Origin of the sequence: Polaromonas sp. (assembly GCF_029945685.1) — a bacterium.
Lineage (GTDB): Bacteria > Pseudomonadota > Gammaproteobacteria > Burkholderiales > Burkholderiaceae_C > Polaromonas.
Genome location: NZ_JAQSDA010000008.1, coordinates 244,131 through 265,226, shown reverse-complemented (window position 1 = coordinate 265,226; position 21,096 = coordinate 244,131). Strand labels below are relative to the sequence as shown.

General features: G+C 63.5%; 13 protein-coding genes. 7 read left to right on the top strand and 6 right to left on the bottom strand.

The window, feature by feature from the left end; translation table 11 throughout:
- Nucleotides 1–82 precede the first annotated feature (82 nt).
- From PSV26_RS06675 to PSV26_RS06660, 4 genes are all read right to left on the bottom strand, one after another.
- Nucleotides 83–2,335, bottom strand: a complete 2,253-nt coding sequence (locus PSV26_RS06675; protein WP_300569037.1) for a filamentous hemagglutinin N-terminal domain-containing protein — start codon at nt 2,333–2,335, stop codon at nt 83–85.
- Nucleotides 2,336–2,382: 47 nt separating this feature from the next.
- A complete protein-coding gene (locus tag PSV26_RS06670; protein WP_300569034.1) occupies nt 2,383–4,056 on the bottom strand; it encodes a ShlB/FhaC/HecB family hemolysin secretion/activation protein in 1,674 nt (557 codons plus the stop codon).
- 484 nt (nt 4,057–4,540) lie between these two features.
- Nucleotides 4,541–5,338: a ScpA family protein gene (locus PSV26_RS06665; protein WP_300569097.1), complete on the bottom strand. Its 798-nt coding sequence runs from the start codon at nt 5,336–5,338 to the stop codon at nt 4,541–4,543.
- Nucleotides 5,339–5,501: 163 nt separating this feature from the next.
- The gene (locus PSV26_RS06660) at nt 5,502–5,726 is read right to left on the bottom strand and encodes a DUF3460 family protein (RefSeq protein WP_300569031.1); all 225 of its coding nucleotides are present in this window, start codon (nt 5,724–5,726) and stop codon (nt 5,502–5,504) included.
- 126 nt (nt 5,727–5,852) lie between these two features.
- On the opposite strand from PSV26_RS06660, the gene bamE reads away from it, so the two are divergent.
- Nucleotides 5,853–6,374 (top strand): outer membrane protein assembly factor BamE, encoded by a 522-nt coding sequence (bamE, locus tag PSV26_RS06655; RefSeq protein ID WP_300569028.1) that lies wholly within the window; start codon nt 5,853–5,855, stop codon nt 6,372–6,374.
- 58 nt (nt 6,375–6,432) lie between these two features.
- On the opposite strand, the gene PSV26_RS06650 is transcribed toward bamE, so the two are convergent.
- Nucleotides 6,433–8,103 (bottom strand): SulP family inorganic anion transporter, encoded by a 1,671-nt coding sequence (locus PSV26_RS06650; RefSeq protein WP_300569025.1) that lies wholly within the window; start codon nt 8,101–8,103, stop codon nt 6,433–6,435.
- Nucleotides 8,104–8,321: 218 nt separating this feature from the next.
- Between PSV26_RS06650 and PSV26_RS06645 the strand changes: the two genes are divergently transcribed.
- Nucleotides 8,322–10,010 (top strand): 7TM diverse intracellular signaling domain-containing protein, encoded by a 1,689-nt coding sequence (locus PSV26_RS06645; protein WP_300569022.1) that lies wholly within the window; start codon nt 8,322–8,324, stop codon nt 10,008–10,010.
- A gap of 21 nt (nt 10,011–10,031) precedes the next feature.
- Here PSV26_RS06645 and metG read toward each other — a convergent pair whose 3' ends face one another.
- Nucleotides 10,032–12,113, bottom strand: a complete 2,082-nt coding sequence (gene metG, locus PSV26_RS06640) for a methionine--tRNA ligase (RefSeq protein ID WP_300569019.1) — start codon at nt 12,111–12,113, stop codon at nt 10,032–10,034.
- A gap of 171 nt (nt 12,114–12,284) precedes the next feature.
- On the opposite strand from metG, the gene apbC reads away from it, so the two are divergent.
- The 5 genes from apbC to fdhF all read left to right on the top strand — a co-directional run bounded on the left by apbC (nt 12,285) and on the right by fdhF (nt 21,065).
- On the top strand, nt 12,285–13,376 hold the full coding sequence (gene apbC, locus PSV26_RS06635) for an iron-sulfur cluster carrier protein ApbC (RefSeq protein ID WP_300569016.1): 1,092 nt from the start codon (nt 12,285–12,287) through the stop codon (nt 13,374–13,376).
- Nucleotides 13,377–13,380: 4 nt separating this feature from the next.
- Nucleotides 13,381–14,325, top strand: a complete 945-nt coding sequence (locus PSV26_RS06630; protein ID WP_300569014.1) for a LysR family transcriptional regulator — start codon at nt 13,381–13,383, stop codon at nt 14,323–14,325.
- A gap of 257 nt (nt 14,326–14,582) precedes the next feature.
- Nucleotides 14,583–16,211 (top strand): OFA family MFS transporter, encoded by a 1,629-nt coding sequence (locus PSV26_RS06625; RefSeq protein WP_300569011.1) that lies wholly within the window; start codon nt 14,583–14,585, stop codon nt 16,209–16,211.
- Between the two features lie 73 nt (nt 16,212–16,284).
- The gene (locus PSV26_RS06620) at nt 16,285–18,177 is read left to right on the top strand and encodes an NADH-ubiquinone oxidoreductase-F iron-sulfur binding region domain-containing protein (protein ID WP_300569008.1); all 1,893 of its coding nucleotides are present in this window, start codon (nt 16,285–16,287) and stop codon (nt 18,175–18,177) included.
- Complete coding sequence (fdhF, locus tag PSV26_RS06615; RefSeq protein ID WP_300569005.1) at nt 18,174–21,065, top strand: formate dehydrogenase subunit alpha; 2,892 nt, start codon at nt 18,174–18,176, stop codon at nt 21,063–21,065. Before PSV26_RS06620 ends, fdhF begins: the two co-directional genes overlap by 4 nt.
- The last annotated feature ends 31 nt before the right edge of the window (nt 21,066–21,096 follow it).

The following is a 21,096-nucleotide window of genomic DNA, read 5'->3' as shown; positions in this document are numbered from 1 at the left end:
CGGAGCGTTGGTGTGCTTTCGTCAGCGGCATCGGCAGGCCGGGAACCGTTGTTTCACAGGAGATCCGCCGGGTCGGTGGCGATCAGTTACGCGCAGGTCGGGGCGCATAACGTGGCGCGATATAAGGAGGAGGTGGGGTGAAAGGAATCACCGTCGGTGCTGCCACCTCTTCTTCCTTGGTGACGAAAAACACATCGCCCGCGTCGGACAGGTAGGTTGGCATCAGCCCCGACCGATACGCTGCCAACGTTGCGAGTGCCGGCATGGCCAGTTCGATGTAGGGCAGATCGAAACTGCCATCCGGGCTAAAACCCCTGACGGTGGTCGTCGCCGGGAGAATCGCTGGCCTGATGGTTCCGGTTGTTTTCTGGACAATGGTTCCACAGCAATTGGTCGCGAGGGCGAATTGGCTGGCATTGGCACCGCCGAGGGTATAGCCGGTAAAGGTGACGGTCTTGTTCGTTCCTGCGGTCGAATTGTCGAAATTGGCAGTGGCGCCGGGGCCCGCAATCAGGTTCACGCCGGCTGGGTTGCCTTTGAGTGTGGTGAGGACCGCCGCGATGGTGCCGTCGAAGTTTTTGATGACTTCGGGAAAGACCAGCATGCGCTGGGTCAGCGCGCTGTCAACCAGGATGAAGCTCGGCAAGTAATCCGTAGGCGCCGCGTACGAGACCGGGTTGTAGTTGATGGTGACCGGTGCATTGGGTCCCGTGATGCTCGGGCGGTTGGCGCCAGTGACGTTCATGTTCACGGTGCCGCCGGCAACGCCCGGTCCGGTTCCGTCCGTATCGGCGGTCAGGGTCAGGCCGAGTGGCAGGCCCAGGCTTCGCGCGGGAATGCTGGTGCCCCGGGTCAGGGTGATCTTGGAGTTGACGTTCACATCATTTGCGGCACACATCATGAGGTTGCCGTCGGTGACCGTGATGGCCGCGCTCTGGTTCACGTTGCGACCTGCGGCCAACAAAACGCTTCCGCGCGTCGTTGAGATGGCTGCGTTTACATTGATATCGCGGCCGCAACACACGACAAAGTTGCCATCAATGGCCGTCACGGCCGCATTGATGTGCACATCCCGATCGGCGTTCAGGGTCAGGGTTGTCGGGGTTCCGCTGGCTGTCCAGCTGACCGCTTCGTTGACGAAAATATCGCCATTGCCAGGGCCGGGTGCCGTGGTGATGGTGACGTTGTTGGTGACCAGCTGGCCCGACAGCGTGGCGCCGGAAATGTTGCCGCCCGCGCCGATGATGAAGTCCTGCGGGTCGATCAGCCAGGTGCCCATCAGGCCCGATGGCGCGGCAGTGGTGACACGCACGTCGTCGCGGATTCTGACGTTGGCCGCCGAGGTTTCAATAAAACCGCCGTTGCCGCCGTTCGGTGCGCTGGCATCCAGCGTACCGCCCACGCTCATGGTGCCGCTTTGCATGTCGCCCAGCAGCAGGATGGTGCCGTTGCGGTTTCCAATGGTCTGCGCCTGAATCACGCCGCTGTTGTTGACCACGGTGTGCAGCAGGTCGCCGGCAGCCTGGGCCGTCAGCAGCACGCGGCCGCCATCGGCGCGGATCAGCCCACCGTTTTCAACCAGCGCATTGACAGCACCTTGTGCCACCGACATGTTGAGCAGACCGTCGCCGGCCACGTCCATGGTGACGGCATTGCCGGCGGCAAGTGCCACCGAACCCAGCCGCGCTGAAATCACGCCCTGGTTGCTGACGGTTTTGCCCATCAGTGCCACGTAACCGCCGTCGGCCGCGGTGATGTTGCCCTGGTTGACGACCGAGCCGCTTCCTGCACCGGTGAATGCATAAGTGCCGGCCATGAAGTTGGCATCGCTCAAACTCATGGTGGACGCCACCAGCCCGCCGACGTTGACCGATGCGCCGCTGCCGAACAGCACGCCGTTCGGGTTGAGCAGAAAGACCCGGCCGTTGGCCGAGAGGTTGCCCATGATGCTGGATGGATCAGCGCCCAGGACCCGGTTCAGGGCCACCGATGTGCTGCCGGGTTGCACGAACTGCACCGTCTGGCCAGCGGCGATACCGAAGCTCTGCCAGTTGATCGCCGCGTTGGCAGTGGACTGCGTGATGGTGGTGGTGGAGGCGCTGCTGCTGATGCTGGCGCCGCCGGCCGCCACCACACCGCCTGTGGGCAAGGCGTAAGCAGAGGCACCCAGGCCCAGCATGAGGCAGGCTGACAGGGCTTTGATGGTGAAGCTTGCTGCGCCGGGGCGTCCCGTCGTGGAGGATGATTTGGTCTTGCCTGCGCCACCGGCGGCTTCAGACACGGCGACGAAGGTGCCGGAGCTGTCGCTCCAGACGGATTGGTGAATGCGGTTCATGGGTGAGTCCTTGTGTGCTGTCGTGTTGGCGCGGAGGCTGGCAAATGTCAGAAATACTTGATGGCCTGGATCCAGAACCGGCCTGACTTGTCGGGGGCCGAGATCGCCGCTTCGTTGCCGAGCTTGCGGGCGTAATACGTCCTCACCAGGAAGTTGCCGGGTTCGCCCCAACTGGCGCCCACGCCGTAAGCGCCCAGGTTTCTGTGGTTGTTCCCAGTGAACCAGGGGTTTTTGTGAATGGTGACGCTGCCGGCGTCAACGAAGGCGATCAGGTGCACCTGGCCCGGTACGCGTTCCGACAACTTGCCCAGCAGCAGCCGGGCTTCGAGGTTGACCAGGTAACCTTCGTCGCCGGAGGCTTCACCCTGGGGATAGGCGCGTACGCCGGTCATGCCGCCCAGGTCCATCTTCTCCGAGGAATCGAGGTTTTTCGAGGCGACCTGCCCGCTGATGGACCCATAAACCGACACGAGGTCGGTGACGCGCTGCAGTCGCGTGGCCGTGAAGGCGAGCTTGTTGTAGGAACCGTTGGTGCGGGCGCTTGCCGCGTCGGCGGCCAGCGCCGACGGTGTTTGAATGTCGAGGTTGCCGATCGACCAGGTCAGCGAATAGGCGCTGATGCCGCCGCCGCCCAGGTTGTCCCTGTGGTCGCCATAAAGACTGGCCAGCAAGACGTCCGCTTTCCGGTCGGTGACCGATCTCGGGACGGTGCTGTCAATCCTGTCCTGGAAAGTCCGGGCTTCGTAGGTGAGCTGGCCGTACAGGTTGTTGTTGCGCGCACGGATCAGCGGACGGATGGCGTAGATGCTGGCGATCTCCGCCGTGCCGTTGGCCTGCAGGGGCGCGAACTCCTTGCCCAGTTCGTACTCCAGCCGGCTGTAAGCGACGCCTACGGTTGTTTTGCCGAAGGGCACCTGGTAAGACGCACGGCCGTAGTTGAGTCCCGAGCCGGAAGTCACGGCGCGCACGCTGGCCTGGTCGCCCAGCCCCAGCGGATTGTTGAGGTTGACGGTCGCGCCGACACGGTACTCGCCGGTGTAGCGGTTGCCGGCGTTGTCGGCATCAATGCTGCCGCTCACGCTTTTGCCCGGCGTGAGGTCCACAATCAGATCGGACGTACCCGGCGTGGCGCCCGGGACCAGTGTTGATTTGACATTCACGCCCGGCGTGTCCGACAGCAGCAGCAGGCGGCTCTCCAGCGGGTCATTGGTGATGGGGTCGCCGCTGTTCAGGCCGCCGAGTAGTCGATAGGCCTGGTCGTCAGAAAGCCTGGTCTGGTTGCGCAGGATGATCTTGCCGTATTGACCTTCGCTGACCTCGATGGTGACGGTGTTGTCGGTTATTTGCTGCGCGGGCAGGAAGGCGCGGGCCACAAAGTAGCCGTTTTTTGCATAGTGCGTCGTGATTTTTGACGCCATCGCGCGCAGGTCGGTGAGTGTCAGCTCGGTTCCGGGGATGAAGCCGGTGATCGCGAGCAGCTCGGCTTCTGTATAAGCCCTGGCACCGGTGACATGCAGGCTGCGCACCAGGATTTTTGCTTCGTCCGCTGAGGAGGCGACGGGCGCGGCCCCTCGTTCAATGCGGATTTCGGGCGGCGCTTTCTGTGGCGTAGGCGCCGCCGGGAGTTGCTGCAGCTGGCTGCCCGCCGTCGGAGGCTGTTGGGCCAGCACGCCCTGGCTGAGTGCCAGCAAGGCCATGGGAAGTAGTTTTTTCTGCAGCATGAAATTTCCTCGTTATTGATCGGGTTCTGGCACCCGTTTTCTATTTCTGCGCCTATTTCAAGGCTCTTGTGCATTGGGCTCGTGACAGACGCAAGTAGATGTAGGACAAGGGCTCGAAACAGGAAGCCTGGGGTAGCGCACTTGATCTAGGTCAAAGGTGTCAGGGCGTCGGAAACCGGGGCTGGGCTGGCGCGGCGGGCGTGGTTTTTCGCCCCCGCTGGCGTGGCCAGCCCGAAGCGCGCCAAGGGAGCTGCGGAAATAGGGGTGGTTCGCTGCTTTCCGCGCGGCGTCTGCGCAGGCGGAGGCGAACCTGCCCGAGCCGTGCAGGGCAAGGCAAGGCAAGGCAAGGCAAGGCGAAGCGCACCGCCGGCGGCCGCGAAAGAGCGCCGTTCCCGGCGACTTGTGACAAGTGTTACGGCAGGTGTTGAGGCCAGGCCACCAAGGCCATCGCCGTGTTCCCCATCGGAGGCGGGAAGCCCTGGGGTCAGGCCGGCGTGTAGGCCAGGCGCACGTAGATCGGCGCGTAGGCCTCGGCCTGGGTCACGTCAATCAGGCCTTCCTTGGAGAGTTCCAGCAGCGCGATGAAGGTGACCACCAGCACCGGCATGCCGCGGGCCGTTTCAAACAGGTGTTCGAACTCGACGAACTTCTGGCCTTGCAGCTTGCGCAGCACGATGCTCATGTGTTCGCGCACCGACAGCTCCTCGCGGGAGATCACATGGTGCTGCACCAGCCTGGCGCGTTTGACGATGTCGCGCCAGGCCTCCTGAAGGTCGACCACGCTGACATCGGGAAAACGCGGCTGCAGCGCCTGCTCCACATAGACCTGGGCGCGCAGGAAGTCGCGGCCAAACTGGGGTATCTCGTTGAGCTTGTGGGCGGCCAGCTTGATCTGTTCGTATTCCAGCAGCCGGCGCACCAGCTCGGCGCGCGGGTCTTCCGGCTCCTGGCCGTCAGCGACCTTTTTCGGCGGCAGCAGCATGCGCGACTTGATCTCGATCAGCATCGCGGCCATCAGCAGGTACTCGGCGGCCAGCTCCAGGTTGGTGGCGCGGATTTCGTCGACATACACCAGGTACTGGCGCGTCACGGCCGCCATCGGGATGTCGAGGATGTTGAAGTTCTGCTTGCGGATCAGGTACAGCAACAGGTCCAGCGGGCCCTCGAAGGCTTCCAGGAACACCTGCAGCGCATCGGGCGGGATGTACAGGTCCTGCGGCATCGCGAACAAGGGCTCGCCGTACAGGCGGGCCAGCGCGACCTGGTCGATCACCGCGGGCATGCCGGCCAGCGCCAGCGCGTCGGGGGGCGATCCCGGCTCGGAAGGTGAGGGCGGCAGTTCGGTGATCGTGGACATGGGGTGGGGTCCTTGCGTCAGTAGCTACTAAAAAAATAGCTGCCGGCGCTTATCCAGCAAGGGCTGGAGGCCTTTTCGACGTTCTATCTCAGACTTGTTCGCTGTTCGGATGGCCGCTGGTGCCATAGACATAGGGCTGCTGCGGCACGCGTGCATCCTGGTAGTCGGCCTGCTCGGAACGGTCCAGCTTCTTGTCCCACCAGATCGCACGCCCGGCGCGCTGTTCGGCTTCCAGGGTGGGTTTTTTCGCCTTGAGTTCCTCAATGAAGAGGGTCACTTCCGAGGTGTAGTGGGGGCGGGCGAAGATGGACATGGGACTAAACTGCCTGAAATAGTGAATTGGCTGATTTTACCGGGGACCACCATGCGCCTGACTTTTTTCGTTTTCAGGGCAGCCCGCGCAGCGGTTGGCCGGCCGCACACAAGGACCTGGGCTCTCATGGGACTGCTGTCAGTATTGCTGGGGATGGTGGGTTGCGACCCGCAACGCATCGCCGAACTCGAGGAGGGTGTGTCCACCGAAGCCGATGTCCGCGCCCGCTTCGGTGAGCCCGAAAAAATCTGGGAAGCCGCCGACCTGGCCGGCAACCCCTTTCCCGGGGTGGCTGCCCAGCCCGGTGCGCGCACGCTGGAGTACAACCGCCAGCCCGAAGGCCAGGTCAACTACATGATCACCCTAGGCGCTGACGGAAAGATGAGCGCGCTGCGCCAGGTCCTCACGCCGCAGAACTTCGCGCTGGTCCTGCCGGGCATGCCCATGGAGCAGGTGCGCAAGATGCTGGGCAAACCGATGCGGGTCACGCCGTATGCGCTGCAGCGGGAAACCCATTACGACTGGCGTTACCTGTCGGCGCCAAGCACGCCAAGAATTTTCACCGTGGTGTTTGACCGCGATCTGCGCGTCGTGCGCACCGCCTCGGTGGACGCCGAGGTGACCGGGCCGAGCGGCCCCAGCCGCTGAATTTATGTGTCAATTTTGGCGCTAGCCCTTGTGCCATAAGCGTGGGCAGCTATTGATTTCATAGCTCGTTCACCTTCGCCAGAAATCCCGCACGCGCCATGACCGCGCGCGGCTGGGCGTTCAGGCCCGAGATCACCAGCCGGCCGCCGCGCAGCACGACAGCCTTGTGCAGTTGCACCAGCACGTCCAGACCGGAGGCGTCAAGCGACTGCAGCGACTGGGCATCCAGGCGCACCAGCAGAGCCCCGGGCGCGCTTTCAACCACCGACAGCACCGGGTCGATTTTGGCGACCGCGCCGAAAAACAGCGAGCCATAGAGCTGGAAGTGGACCGAATCGGCGGTGCGCTCCGTCTCCACCACCTGGAACAGACTGCTCATGCGCCGTACAAACAGCACGCAGGCCAGCAGCAGGCCGACCTGCAGGGCCACCGTCAGGTCAAATACCACGGTCAGCAGGAAGGTGCCCAGCATCAGCAGGCGGTAGTGGCTGCTGTACTGGCGCAGGCGCGCAAACTCGCGCCACTCGCCCATGTTCCAGGCCACATGCACCAGAAAGCCGGCCAGCACGGCCAGCGGCACATGCATGGCCAGCGGCGCGGCGACCAGCACCACCAGCATCAGCGTCAGGGCATGGGTCAGGCCGGCCACCGGCGAGGTAGCGCCCGCGCGCAGGTTGGTCACGGTGCGGGCCATGGTGCCGGTGGCCGGCATCCCGCCGAAAAAAGGCACGACGAAATTGGCGATGCCCTGCGCCATCAGCTCCTGGTTGGGGTCGTGTTTGGGCAGGCCGGAGAGCTGGTCGGCGACACGCGCGCACAGCAGTGACTCGACTGCGCCCAGCATGGCAATGGTCAGCGTGGGCGGCAGCAGCAGGCGCACGGTGTCCCAGGAAAAAGCCGGCAGCGCAAAGTGGGGCAGGGCCTGTGGAATGCCGCCAAAACGCGAGCCTATGGTGTCCACCGGCAGGTGCAGCAGCCAGGCAAACACCGTCAGCGTGATCAGCGCCACGATGGGGCCGGGCACGCGGGACACGGCACGGGTCGCACGCAGCAGTTGCACACCCTCGACCGCCTGCATCCGGCTGATCAGACGGGCGGTGAAGCCGTTGGTGCCCAGGGAGCGGCTCACAAACAGTTTGGGCCAGAGCACCAGGCCCAGAAAACAGGCCGCGCCCAGGCCCAGGGCACTCGCGTTGAAGGAGTCCATGTGGGCCGCCAGCGCCTTGATCTGCGAAAAAAAATCGGCCGGCATTCTGGCAATCTGCAGGCCCAGCAGGTCCTTGAGCTGCGACAGCGCGATCAGCACCGCAATGCCATTGGTGAAACCGACCACGATGCTGACCGGGACGTAACGCACCAGGGTGCCCATTTTGAGAAACCCGAGCAGGAACAGCAGCACGCCGGCGCAGGCGGTGGAAATAAGGAGGTTGGGCAGGCCGTATTGCTCGACGATGCCGTAGACGATCACGATGAAGGCGCCCGCCGGCCCGCCGATCTGCACGGCCGAACCGCCCAGCAGCGCGATCAGCCCGCCGGCAATGATGGCCGTCCAGATGCCGGCCTGCGGCGACAGCCCCGAGGCGATGGCAAAGGCCATGGCCAGCGGCAGGGCCACCATGCCGACGGTCATGCCGGCCCCCAGGTCCTTGGCGAAGCGCTCGCGCGTGTAGCCGCCCAGCGCTGAAAAGATGCGGGGGCGAAAGGGTGCGAGGTAGGCGGGCAGGTTCATCAGAAGACTCCAGGGTGACATGCCGCCGGGTTCATCCTCCAACTGTGGGATGGTCAGACCGCGAGTCCCTTGCTAAAGTCGGACCGGTCTTTTTTCCTTCATTTTCTGTTTCAAAGACACGCGGTTGCTTATCTTAAGCCGCTCACGCACGCTCCATGTCACTTTTCCCCAGCCCTTGTTGTTTGTCATTCCCTCCCACGCGGTGCTCCGGCCGGGCCGTGCTCGCTTTCGTCGCCCTTTCACTGGTGGCCTGCTGGCTGGCGGCCAGCCCGCCGGTGCTGGCGCAGACCGGCGCCGCCCCGGCCTCCGGATGGCTGGGCCGCCAGGGCGAGGCCCTGGTCCTGGTGGACCCGTCGGGTGAGCAGACGCTAGCGCAGGTCCAGCAGCGTTTTGCCAGCGGCGAGGCGACACCGGCCAGTGCCGACCGCATCATGCCGGCCGGCGGCGCTGCTGCCCTGTGGTACCAGCTGGCCCTGCCCGCCGTCAGTGTGCCGACCCCGCTGGTGCTGGCGCTGCCGCACCCCGGCATGAACCGTGTGGACCTGTACCGGCCCGCTGCCGACGGCGGCTGGCTTGTCCTGCGCTCGGGCGATTCGATCCCGGTGGCCCAGTGGCCCCTGCCTTACCTGCATCCGGCTTTCGAGCTGGTGCAGCAGCCGCAGGAGGCCGGGCCCAGCTACCTGCGGGTGCAGCACAGCCATCCCATCAGCGTGCGCTGGACCGTGTGGCCTGCCCGCGATTTTCAGGAATCGAGCAGGCGCTGGCATTTCCTGCTGGGCGTTTATGCCGGGTTCGTGGCTCTGGTGCTTGTGATCTGCACCGTCAACGCCTATTTCTGGCGCGACTCCATCCATTTTTATTATGCGGCCTATGTGTTGGTGATCGCTCTGGGCCAGCTTTCTCTCACGGGGCTGGCCGGCGAGTATTTCTGGCCCGACAACCCCTGGTGGAATGACGTGGCGTCCAACGTGCTTCCGGTGACAGGCGCGGCGCTGGGCCACTTTTTCATGCGCGAACTGGTGGTCGGGCGCGGCGCCCGCTGGGTCACGCACCTGATGCTGGCGATGGGAGGCCTGGGCGCCGTGCTGGCTGCGTGTTTCCTGTTTGTCGGACGCAACCCGTTTTTTGCAATCACCGGCCCCTACTACCTGGCCAGTTTTGTGGTTTATCTCGGTGTGGCGCTGTGGTACGCCTGGCGCACGCCGCGCGTCGGCTTGTGGGTGCTGGCCGGCGTGCTGGCGGTGCTTGCCGGCGCCGTGTTTCCCGTGCTGCGCAACATGCAGCTGCTGCCGGTGTCCTTCATGACGCAATACGGTGCCCAACTGGGCGTGGCGCTGGAGATTCCGCTGCTGCTGGTGGCCCTGTACCTGCGCACTCAGGAACGGCGCGACAACCGGGCCCGCGTCGAGGCCATCGCCCGGGTTGACCCGCTGACCGGTGCGGTCAACCACCGGGTGATGCTGGAGCGTCTGCAGCGCTTGCTCATTGCCCAGTTGCGCGAACCCGCGTCGGGGGCGGTGCTGCGCGTGCGCATCGGCAACCTCCAGGCGATCCGCGACGAGTACGGCCTGCAGGTGGCGCAGATGGCGCTGGTCCATGCCGGCGCCTGCATCACCCAGGTGGCCCGGGAGGGCGACACCGTGGCGCGCCACCGCGACGGCGATTTTGTGCTGATCCTCAAGGGCCGTGTCACGCGCGACCAGATCTCGGACATGGGGCAGCGCCTGATTGCGCGCGGACTGGCGCCGAGTGAACTGCTGCCGCCCGGCGCGGTGCTGCAGCTCAAGGTGGCCATCGCTGCGGCGCCGTTTCAGGCGGCGGGGGTGGCCCTGTTGCTGCAGGCGCTGGATGCGGCGGTCACCGAGATGGCGGCCCGTCCGGGCAAGGCCCTGCGATTTGTTGCCTGAACGTCCGCCTTGACGGTCGTCCTACCGGACGCGCATGCCGGGCTGCGCGCCGGGCAGCGGTTCCAGCACAAAGATGCCGGGCTGGGCTTTTTCATTGGCGTGGCTGGCGGCCAGCACCATGCCTTCGCTGATGCCGAACTTCATCTTGCGCGGCGCCAGGTTGGCCACCATCACCGTGTGTTTGCCGATCAGGTCTTCGGGCTTGTAGGCGCTGGCGATGCCGCTGAAGACGTTGCGCAGGGTGGCCTCGCCCACGTCGAGGGTCAGGCGTAGCAATTTGGTCGAGCCTTCGACGGCTTCGCAGTTGACGATTTTTGCGACGCGCAGGTCGATCTTGCTGAAGTCGTCGATGGTGATGACCGGTGCCACCTCCTCGCCGCCGGGTGCTATGGATTCAATAGCTGTCGGCGCTTGTTCCGCCTGGGCTGGAGGCTCAAACAGTGCATCAAGTTGCTTGATGTCGACACGTTGCATCAAATGGGCGTAGTCACCGATCAGGTGCCCGTTGCCCAGCAGGACAGCGGCATCGGCAAAGCCGAGCGGTGCGGTTTTCAGGAAGTTCTCGACTTGCGCGCCCAGCGCCGGCAGCACCGGCTTGAGGTAAATCGTCAGCAGGCGGAACGCCTCGATACAGACCGTGCAGACGTCCTGCAGTCGGCTGTCCATGCCCTCTTTTTTGGCCAGTTCCCAGGGTTTGTTCTGGTCCACATAGGCATTGACGCGGTCGGCCAGCAGCATGACTTCTCGCAGGGCCTTGGCGAATTCACGGAATTCATACAGCTGCGTGATGGTGTCGCTCTGGGCGCGCAGCACCGACAGCAACGCATCGCCGTCGGCCGAGACCTCCCCCAGCCGGCCGGCGAAGCGTTTGGCAATGAAGCCGGCCGCGCGGCTGGCGATGTTGATGTATTTGCCCACCAGGTCGCTGTTGACCCGCGCCATGAAATCGTCGGCGTTGAAGTCAATGTCTTCATTGCGCGCATTGAGCTTGGCGGCCAGGTAATAACGCAGCCACTCGGGGTTCATGCCCAGGCTCAGGTACTTGAGCGGGTCCAGCCCGGTGCCGCGGCTCTTGCTCATCTTCTCGCCGTTGTTGACGGTCAGAAAACCATGCACAAACACGTTGTCCGGTGTCTTGCGGCCGCTGAAATGCAGCATGGCCGGCCAGAACAGGGTGTGGAAGGTGACGATGTCCTTGCCGATGAAGTGGTACTGCTCCAGCGCAGGGTCGGCCATGTAGGCCGCGTAGTCCTCGCCCCGCTTGTCCAGCAGGTTTTTCAGCGACGCGAGGTAACCGACGGGCGCATCCAGCCAGACATAGAAATACTTGCCCGGAGCGTCCGGGATCTCGATCCCGAAGTAGGGCGCGTCGCGCGAGATGTCCCAGTCGCCCAGGCCTTCGCTCTGGGTGCCATCGGCGTTGTCACGCACCGAGAACCACTCCTTCACCTTGTTGGCGACTTCGGGCTGCAGTTTTCCGTCCTGCGTCCACTGCTCGAGGAATTCGACGCAGCGCGGGTCGGACAGCCGGAAGAAAAAGTGCTCGGAGCTTTTGAGCACCGGCGTGGCGCCCGACAGGGCTGAATAAGGGTTGATCAGGTCGGTCGGCGCGTACACGGCGCCGCAGACCTCGCAGTTGTCCCCGTACTGGTCTTTCGCACCGCACCTGGGGCACTGGCCCTTGATGAAGCGGTCGGGCAGGAACATGTTCTTTTCGGCGTCGAAGAACTGCTCGATGGTTTTGGTCGAAATCAGACCGGCCTTCTTGAGGTCCCGGTAGATCTGCTGGGCGAGCTGGTGGTTTTCCGGTGCGTCGGTGGAGTGCCAGTTGTCAAAGCTGATGTGAAAACCGTCGAGGTAGGGCTTGCGCCCCGCGGCGATGTCGGCCACAAATTGCTGCGGCGTCTTGCCGGCTTTTTCGGCCGCAATCATGATGGGTGCGCCATGCGCGTCGTCAGCGCCGACAAAATTCACCGCATGGCCCTGCATCCTCTGGAAGCGCACCCAGATGTCGGCCTGGATGTACTCCATGATGTGGCCGATGTGGAAGTTCCCGTTGGCGTAGGGCAGGGCGGTGGTGACGAAAAGGCGGCGCTGGGACATAAAGAGGGCTTTGTGGCTTTGAAGAGGCTGACCGGCGATTTTAAGGCGCGTCCGCGCCTGGGCCCCGGCGCCAATCCCTCACGGCACGCCGGTTTGTTTTGCGGCGTTAGACTTGGCAGCAATTCCGGCGGCCCAGGCTGCCCTGTCAGATTTACCCGGAGACCTATCCCGATGGCTGTAGAACAACAGGCAATTTTGAACGCCCTGCAAGGCGTGCTTGACCCCAATACCGGCAAGGATTTTGTCAGTACCAAGGCCCTGAAAAACCTGCAGATCGCCGGCGGTGACGTGTCCTTTGATGTGGAGCTGGGTTACCCGGCCAAAAGCCAGCTGGCCGGTATCCGCAAGCTGCTGATTGCCGCTGCCAAGGGCGTGGCGGGCGTGACCAACGTATCGGTCAATGTGAGTTTCAAGATTGCCAGCCACAGCGTGCAGCGCGGGGTGCAGCTGCTGCCCAACGTCAAGAACATCGTGGCTGTGGCCTCCGGCAAGGGTGGCGTGGGCAAAAGCACCACCGCCGTCAACCTCGCGCTGGCCCTGGCTGCTGAAGGCGCCAGCGTCGGCCTGCTCGACGCCGACATCTATGGCCCCAGCCAGCCCATGATGATGGGCATCGAGGGCCGGCCCGAAAGCGTGGACGGCAAGAACATGGAGCCGATGGAGAACTACGGCATCCAGGTCATGTCGATTGGTTTCCTGGTCGCGCAGGACGAAGCCATGATCTGGCGCGGCCCGATGGCGACCCAGGCGCTGGAGCAGCTGCTGCGCCAGACCAACTGGAAAGAGCTGGACTACCTGATCGTCGACATGCCGCCCGGCACCGGCGACATCCAGCTCACGCTGAGCCAGCGCGTGCCCATGACGGGAGCGGTGATCGTCACCACGCCGCAGGACATCGCGCTGCTCGACGCCAAAAAAGGCATCAAGATGTTCGAGAAGGTGGGCGTGCCCATTCTGGGCATTGTCGAAAACATGGCGGTGCATATCTGCAGCAAGTGCGGCCATAGCGAGCACATCTTTGGCCAGGACGGCGGCAAGAAGATGGCGGCCGACTACGGCATGAGTTACCTCGGTGCGTTGCCGCTGGACATGCAGATCCGCCTGCAGGCCGACAACGGCCGGCCCACGGTGGTGGCCGACCCGGACGGTGAAGTTGCCGGTATCTACAAGGCCGTGGCTCGCCAGGTGGCCATCACGATTGCCGCCAAGGCGAAAGACTTTTCCGCCAAGTTCCCGACGATCACGGTCTCCAAAAATACCTGAACCCATGAATCTGCTCGCCTCGCTGCGCTACCTGGCTGCATTGGACGAGCACAAGCACTTCGGCCGTGCAGCCCAGGCCTGCCACATCACTCAGCCTGCATTGTCGAACGCGCTGAGAGCGCTGGAGCGGGAATTTGGCACGGTCATTGTCAGGCGCGGACGTAATTTTGAGGGCTTCACGCCGGAGGGCGCACGCGTGCTGCTCAGTGCGCAGCGCATGTTGCAGGAACGCGAGACGCTGCAGCAGGAACTGGACAGCGGCATAGGCAAACCGCAGGGTAATCTTCATATCGGCGCGGTCCCCACGGCCATGCCGATTGCCGCGCGCTTTTGCGCACTGTTGCAGGCGCGTTATCCCGGCATCACCCCAACCGTGCGCTCCATGAGTTCGAACGAGCTCGAGACGGGGCTCGAAAGCCTGTCCCTGGACATGGGGCTGGGCTACATCGACAGGCTGCGGGACAACGGCCCCGGCCTGCGCCAGATCAAGCAGTACACCGAGCATTATTTTTTTGTCCGGCGTGCCGCAAAAGTAAAAAAGGGCGTGCTGCAGCTGGGTCCCAAAATAACCTGGTCCGAGGCAGCGAAACACCCGCTGTGCCTGCTTACGCGCGAGATGCACAACCGCACGATTGTTGAAAACGCATTTCAGGAAGCGGGCGTGATGAGTCAGCCCCGCATTGAGACCAACTCCATCCTCACACTGGCGCTGGCGGTCGTGGAGGGCAGTGTCTGCACCGTGATGCCAGGCGCGCTGGTGGGTGCGTTGCGCGGCTACCAGGAACTGGAGGCGCTACCCCTGGTCAGCCCCGATGTGCGCACGACGATAGGCTTCATGGCGCAGGGCGGCGACCGGCCTTCGCGGACGCTGGAAGCGGCACTTGCATTGGCGCAGGATGCCGGCTGGCTGCGCCACGCCGCCGCGCACAGTGGCTTGCTTTCCGTCTAGCCCAGCTGATCCAGAACCCCGCACAGCGCGGGCTCCACCAACCAGCAGGGGCCGCGGAACCGGCCAGGCCAGGCCGCAGGCGCTGCGGCGCCTCCGGGGGCAGGGCGCTACATGCAGCGAGCAACCATGGGGGCCCTGTTTGATTTAGTTTCTGAATCGGTGCATGTTTCGATTCAATTTGACCGGGTCCCTGATGGCCTCGAAACTCCGTGCACCCAAAGAGGGTGACCACAACAAATAACACGGAGACAACAAGCATGTCAGGAATTCTCGACAAGGAACGCATCATCGCAGGCCCCGGGTTCAATCGCTGGCTGGTACCGCCGGCAGCGCTGGCCATCCATTTGTGTATCGGCATGGCCTACGGCTTCTCGGTGTTCTGGCTGCCCTTGTCAAAGGCGCTGGGCATCAAGGATGCCATCAAGTGCGGGCCCGACGTCGGCTTTTTTGCCGAGCTGTTCACCACCAGCTGTGACTGGAAAATTTCCACGCTGGGATGGATGTACACCCTGTTTTTTGTGTTGCTCGGTACGTCGGCTGCGACCTGGGGCGGCTGGCTGGAACGCGCCGGGCCGCGCAAGGCCGGTGTGGTGTCGGCGGTCTGCTGGTGCGGCGGCATGTTGATCTCGGCGCTTGGCATTTACCTGCACCAGTTCTGGCTGATGATTCTTGGCTCTGGCGTGATTGGCGGCATTGGCCTGGGGCTGGGTTACATCTCGCCAGTCTCGACCCTGATCAAGTGGTTTCCGGACAGACGCGGCATGGCGACCGGCATGGCCATCATGGGCTTTGGCGGCGGCGCCATGATAGGTTCGCCGCTGGCGGCCGACCTCATGAAGTATTTCGCCACGCCGACCAGCGTCGGCGTGATGCAGACCTTCGTCGTGATGGCGCTGGTCTATTTTGTCTTCATGATGGCCGGCGCCTTTGGCTACCGGGTGCCAGAGACCGGCTGGAAGCCTGAAGGCTGGACGCCGCCGCCTGTGCAGGCAGGCAACGGCATGATCACGCAGCGCCACGTGCATGTAAAAAGGGTCTGGGGCATTCCCCAGTTCTGGCTCATCTGGATGGTGCTGACCATGAACGTGAGCGCCGGCATTGGCGTCATTGGCATGGCTTCGCCCATGCTGCAGGAAGTGTTTGGCGGTTCGCTGATTGGCGTGGCAAAGAAGTTTGGCGAGCTCGACAAGACCCAGCTGGCTGCGATTGCCGCGGTGGCCGCAGGCTTTACTGCGTTGCTCAGCCTGTTCAATATCGGCGGCCGTTTTTTCTGGGCCAGCCTGTCCGACAAGCTGGGCCGCAAGGTGACCTATGTGGTTTTCTTCGTGCTCGGCGGCATCCTTTATGCAAGTATTCCTGGCAGCGCAGCGGCCGGCAGCATCGTGCTGTTCGTGGGCGCCTTCTGCGTGATCCTGAGCATGTACGGTGGCGGCTTTGCGACGGTGCCGGCCTACCTGGCCGACATCTTCGGCACGCAGATGGTGGGCGCCATCCACGGCCGCCTGCTGACCGCCTGGGCGACCGCCGGCATCCTGGGGCCAGTTGTTGTCAACTACATGCGGGAATACCAGCTCGGTCTTGGCATTCCGCGCGAGCAGGTCTATAACCAGACCATGTACATCCTGACGGGCATGCTGGTCGTCGGCCTGGTCTGCAACCTGCTGGTGCGGCCGCTCAATCCCAAGTGGTTCATGACGGATGCCGAGCTGGCCGAGGAAAAACGCCTGGCGCACGAAAAGATGGCCGCATCGGAAGTGCATCGCACCAACGGCGGCGCCGATACGGTGAATCCGGCCATGGTGGTGCTGGCGTGGCTGGCGGTCGGCATTCCCCTGGCATGGGGCATTTACCGTACGCTGCAGAGCGTGGCGAAGTTTTTCGCCTGAACTTTCAGTCAGTTATTTTCAAGCAATCCGGCCGTGCATTCCAGAAAATGAACGGCCACAGGTCAAAGCCAACATGAATCATCCGGGTCAGCTGTCTGAAGTCAAGGTTGTGGCGCTTGCCACGGCAGACGACATGCGCGAGCGCATTCGCCGCAAGAGCAAGCTCAAGGGGCGGCAGGCTGACGATGTCTCGATGGAGGAAGTCCGCGCGCTGATTGGCGCCAGGCCCGCAGCCGGCCATCGCCGGGATTTGCTGATCGAACATCTGCACCAACTCAACGATGTTCACCGCTGCCTGCATGACCGCCATCTGGTGGCGCTGGCCAGAGAGATGAATATTCCGATGGCGGAAGTCTATGAAGTCGCCACTTTCTACCACCACTTTGAAGTGATCAGGGGCGACGAAAAAGCCCCGGGCCTGACGGTGCGTGTGTGCGATGGCCTGGCCTGCGAACTGGCCGGTGCGCAGGACTTGCTGGCGCGCCTGCCGGGTTTACTGGGCAGCGACCATGTGCGCATCATCCCTGCGCCCTGCATAGGCCGGTGCGAGCAGGCGCCGGCCGCGGTCGTCCACCAGCGCGCTGTACCCTTTGCCACTCTGGATGCTGTGAAAGCCGCGATTCATGAACAAAATGGGCTTGTGGCCCTTGTCCCGCGAGCGCAACCAGCTATCAATTTTGCAGTGGCCGAGTATGCCGAAAAATCCCTCCCGGTCCTGACCAGCGGCGATGTACCGGCCTACACCGACTACGACACCTACCGCGCCCATGGCGGTTACGCGCTGGCGGCTGCTGTCGTCAATGGCGAGGAAGACGCGGAAGCCATCATCCAGGCGATGGAAGGTTCCGGCCTGCGGGGACTGGGCGGTGCGGGTTTTCCGGCCGGGCGCAAGTGGCGCATTGTGCGCGGCCAGCCGGCGCCGCGCGTCATGGCGGTCAACATCGACGAAGGCGAGCCCGGTACTTTCAAGGACCGCACCTACCTCGAGCGCGATCCGCATCGCTTCCTCGAGGGTCTGCTGGTGGCGGCCCAGGTGGTGGGCATCGGGGCCTGCTACATCTACCTGCGCGACGAGTACCACGATTGCCGCGCCATGCTGCAGAGGGAACTGGCCAGACTGCAGGCGAATCCGCCGTGCCCGCTGCCGCTGATCGAGCTGCGACGCGGTGCAGGTGCGTATATCTGCGGCGAAGAGTCGGCCATGATTGAAAGCATAGAAGGCAAGCGCGGGGAGCCGCGCATGCGGCCGCCGTACATCGCCGAAGTGGGCCTGTTCGGACGGCCCACGCTGGAGCACAACTTTGAAACCCTGTACTGGGTACGCGACATTGTTGAAAGAGGTCCGCAGTGGTTTGGCAGTTTCGGCCGCCATGGCCGCAAGGGCCTGCGATCTTTCAGCGTCAGCGGGCGCGTGAAGCAGCCCGGGGTCAAGCTGGCACCGGCCGGCATCACGGTGCAGGAGCTGATTGATGAATATTGCGGCGGCATGGCCGACGGGCACCAGCTGTACGCCTATCTGCCGGGCGGCGCCTCAGGCGGCATCCTGCCCGCCAGCATGAACAACATCCCGCTTGACTTTGACACGCTGCAGCCTCACGGCTGTTTTATCGGCTCTGCCGCAGTGATGGTGCTGGGTCAGCATGACCGCGCCCGCGATGCGGCGCTCAATGTCATGCGCTTCTTTGAGCATGAAAGCTGCGGCCAGTGCACGCCTTGCCGCGTCGGCACGGCCAAGGCCGCGAAGCTGATGCAGGAACCGGTGTGGGACTCGCAGACGCTGGAAGATCTGGCGCAGGTGATGGGCGACGCGTCCATCTGCGGCCTGGGCCAGGCGGCGCCGAATCCGATACGCAGCATCCAGAAATATTTTTCTGCTGAAGTCGGTGAACCGCCGTGGCAGGGCAAGTTGCCCTCGCCCGGTGAATCCGTGGGTACCGAGCACCGCATCAATGGAGAGACCCCATGAACGCACCCGCCAAACTGGTCGAAGTGCTGCCGCAGACCGTCGAGTTCAAGCTGGACGGCAATACCATCCGCGCCTGGGAGGGCGAGACCATTTTCAAGGCCGCCAAACGCCATGGCGTGGAGATTCCCCATCTTTGCTACAAGGACGGCTATCGGCCCGACGGCAATTGCCGCGCCTGCGTCGTCGAGGTCAAGGGCGAGCGCACGCTGGCGCCCAGCTGCTGCCGCAATGCAACAGCTGGTATGGAAGTGCAGGCCAACAGCGAACGCGCTGTCAAAAGCCGGAAGATGGTGCTGGAGATGCTGCTTTCCGACATGCCTGACACCGGCTACAAGTGGAATGAAAAAGACGAGTCGCAGCAGCACGGCGAGCTGAGCGACTGGGCGGCCCGCATGGACGTCACGGTGCGTCCGGAGCTGAAAGCACTGCGTCGCGAGCAGCCCAAAGCCGACGTGTCGCACCCCGCCATGGCCGTCAACCTCGATGCCTGCATTCAGTGCAAGCGCTGCGTGACCGCCTGCCGTGAGGAGCAGGTCAACGACGTGATCGGCTACGCCATGCGTGGTTCGCACAGCGAGATCGTGTTTGACCTGGACGACCCCATGGGCGACAGCACCTGCGTGGCTTGCGGCGAATGTGTGCAGGCCTGCCCCACCGGGGCACTCATGCCCAAAACCCGGATCGGAAGCCAGATCGTCGATAAAAAGGTTGATTCGGTTTGTCCGTTTTGCGGTGTGGGCTGCCTGATCACCTACAACGTCAGGGACAACGTCATCCTCAGTGTCGATGGCCGCGATGGCCCGGCCAACCACAGCCGCCTGTGCGTGAAGGGGCGTTTCGGGTTTGACTACGCGCACAGCCCGCAGCGCCTGACCAGGCCCCTGATTCGCAAGGCGGGGGTTGGCAAAGACCCGCAAGCATTGGAAAAACTCAATCGCAATACGGCGGACTGGTCCGAAGTGTTCCGCGAAGCGACGTGGGAAGAGGCCTTGGCGTTGAGCGGAGACAGCCTCCGGTCCTTGCGCGACACCCATGGCAAAAAGGCGCTGGCCGGCTTCGGCTCGGCCAAAGGCAGCAACGAGGAGGCCTACCTGTTCCAGAAGCTGGTGAGGACGGGCTTTGGCAGCAACAACGTGGACCACTGCACACGCCTGTGCCACGCGTCCAGTGTGGCGGCTCTGCTCGAAGGGGTGGGCTCGGGCGCGGTGAGCAACCAGGTCAACGACGTTGAGCACGCCGGCATGATTTTTGTGATCGGCTCCAATCCGACTGCCAACCATCCGGTGGCTGCGACCTGGATGAAAAATGCCGCCAAGCGGGGCGCCAAGATCGTGCTGGCCGACCCGCGCATCACCGACATCGGCAAGCACGCCTGGCGCACCCTGCAGTTCAGGGCTGACACCGATGTAGCGATGCTCAATGCGCTGATCCACACCGTGATCGAGGAGGGCCTGACGGACCAGGCGTTCATCCGCGACCGCGTCGGCAACTACGAGGCGCTGCGGGAAAACGTGAAGGCCTACAGCCCCGAGGCGATGGCACCGGTCTGCGGCATTCCGGCAGAAACGCTGCGCGAGGTGGCGCGCGAATTTGCCAAGGCCAAAGGCGCAATGATTTTGTGGGGCATGGGTATCAGCCAGCACGTGCATGGCACCGACAACGCACGCTGCCTGATTGCGTTGAGCACCGTTACCGGTCAGATCGGTAAACCCGGCTCCGGCCTGCACCCCTTGCGCGGCCAGAACAACGTGCAGGGCGCCAGCGACGCGGGCCTGATCCCGATGATGTTCCCCAATTACCAGCGTGTGGACAACACCGCCGCACATCAGTGGTTCGAGAATTTCTGGAACACGAAACTCGATGAGAAACCCGGTTACACCGTGGTTGAAATCATGCACAAGGCACTGGCGCCCGAGAGCGACCCGCACAAGATACGCGGCATGTACATCATGGGCGAAAACCCGGCCATGAGTGATCCGGATTTGAACCATGCGCGGCACGCGCTGGCCAGCCTGTCGCACCTGGTGGTGCAGGACATTTTCATGACCGAAACCGCCTGGCTCGCTGATGTCGTGCTGCCGGCGACCGCGTGGCCTGAAAAAACGGGAACGGTCAGCAATACCGACCGCATGGTGCAGATGGGCAAGCAGGCTATCGAGCCGCCCGGTGAAGCAAAACCCGATCTTTGGATCATCCAGCAACTTGCCAGCCGCATGGGGCTTCACTGGGACTACAAAGGAGAGCACGACGGCGTGGCCGCAGTCTACGAGGAGATGCGCCAGGCCATGCATGCTGCGATCTCCGGCATCACCTGGGAGCGGCTGGAGCGTGAATCCAGCGTGACTTACCCCTGCCTGAGTGCGGACGACCCCGGCGCGCCCACGGTGTTCATCGACCGTTTTGCCACCCAGGACGGACGTGTGCACCTGGTGCCGGCAGACATCATTCCCGCGGACGAGCGGCCTGACGCCGACTACCCGTTTGTGCTCATCACCGGCCGCCAGCTGGAGCACTGGCATACCGGCAGCATGACGCGGCGCGCGACAGTGCTGGACGCGATCGAGCCCATGGCCACGGCGTCCATGTGCGGGGCAGACCTGAGTGCTTTCGGACTGGTGGCGGGCGACGTGATCACGGTGCAGTCGCGCCGCGGCAGCGTGGCCATCCATGTGCGGCGCGATGACGGCACGCCCCAGGGTGCGGTGTTCATTCCCTTTGCCTATTACGAGGCAGCAGCCAACCTGATGACCAATGCCGCCCTGGACCCGTTCGGAAAAATTCCCGAGTTCAAGTATTGCGCTGTGGCGATCCGGCGGGGTGGGCAGCCCGCGTTGATTCCCGGTTATGGCGTCAACGCGATGGACGGCATTCCAAGCGGGGGCAGATAAAAAAGCAGCACGGAAACAGGGAATACAGACC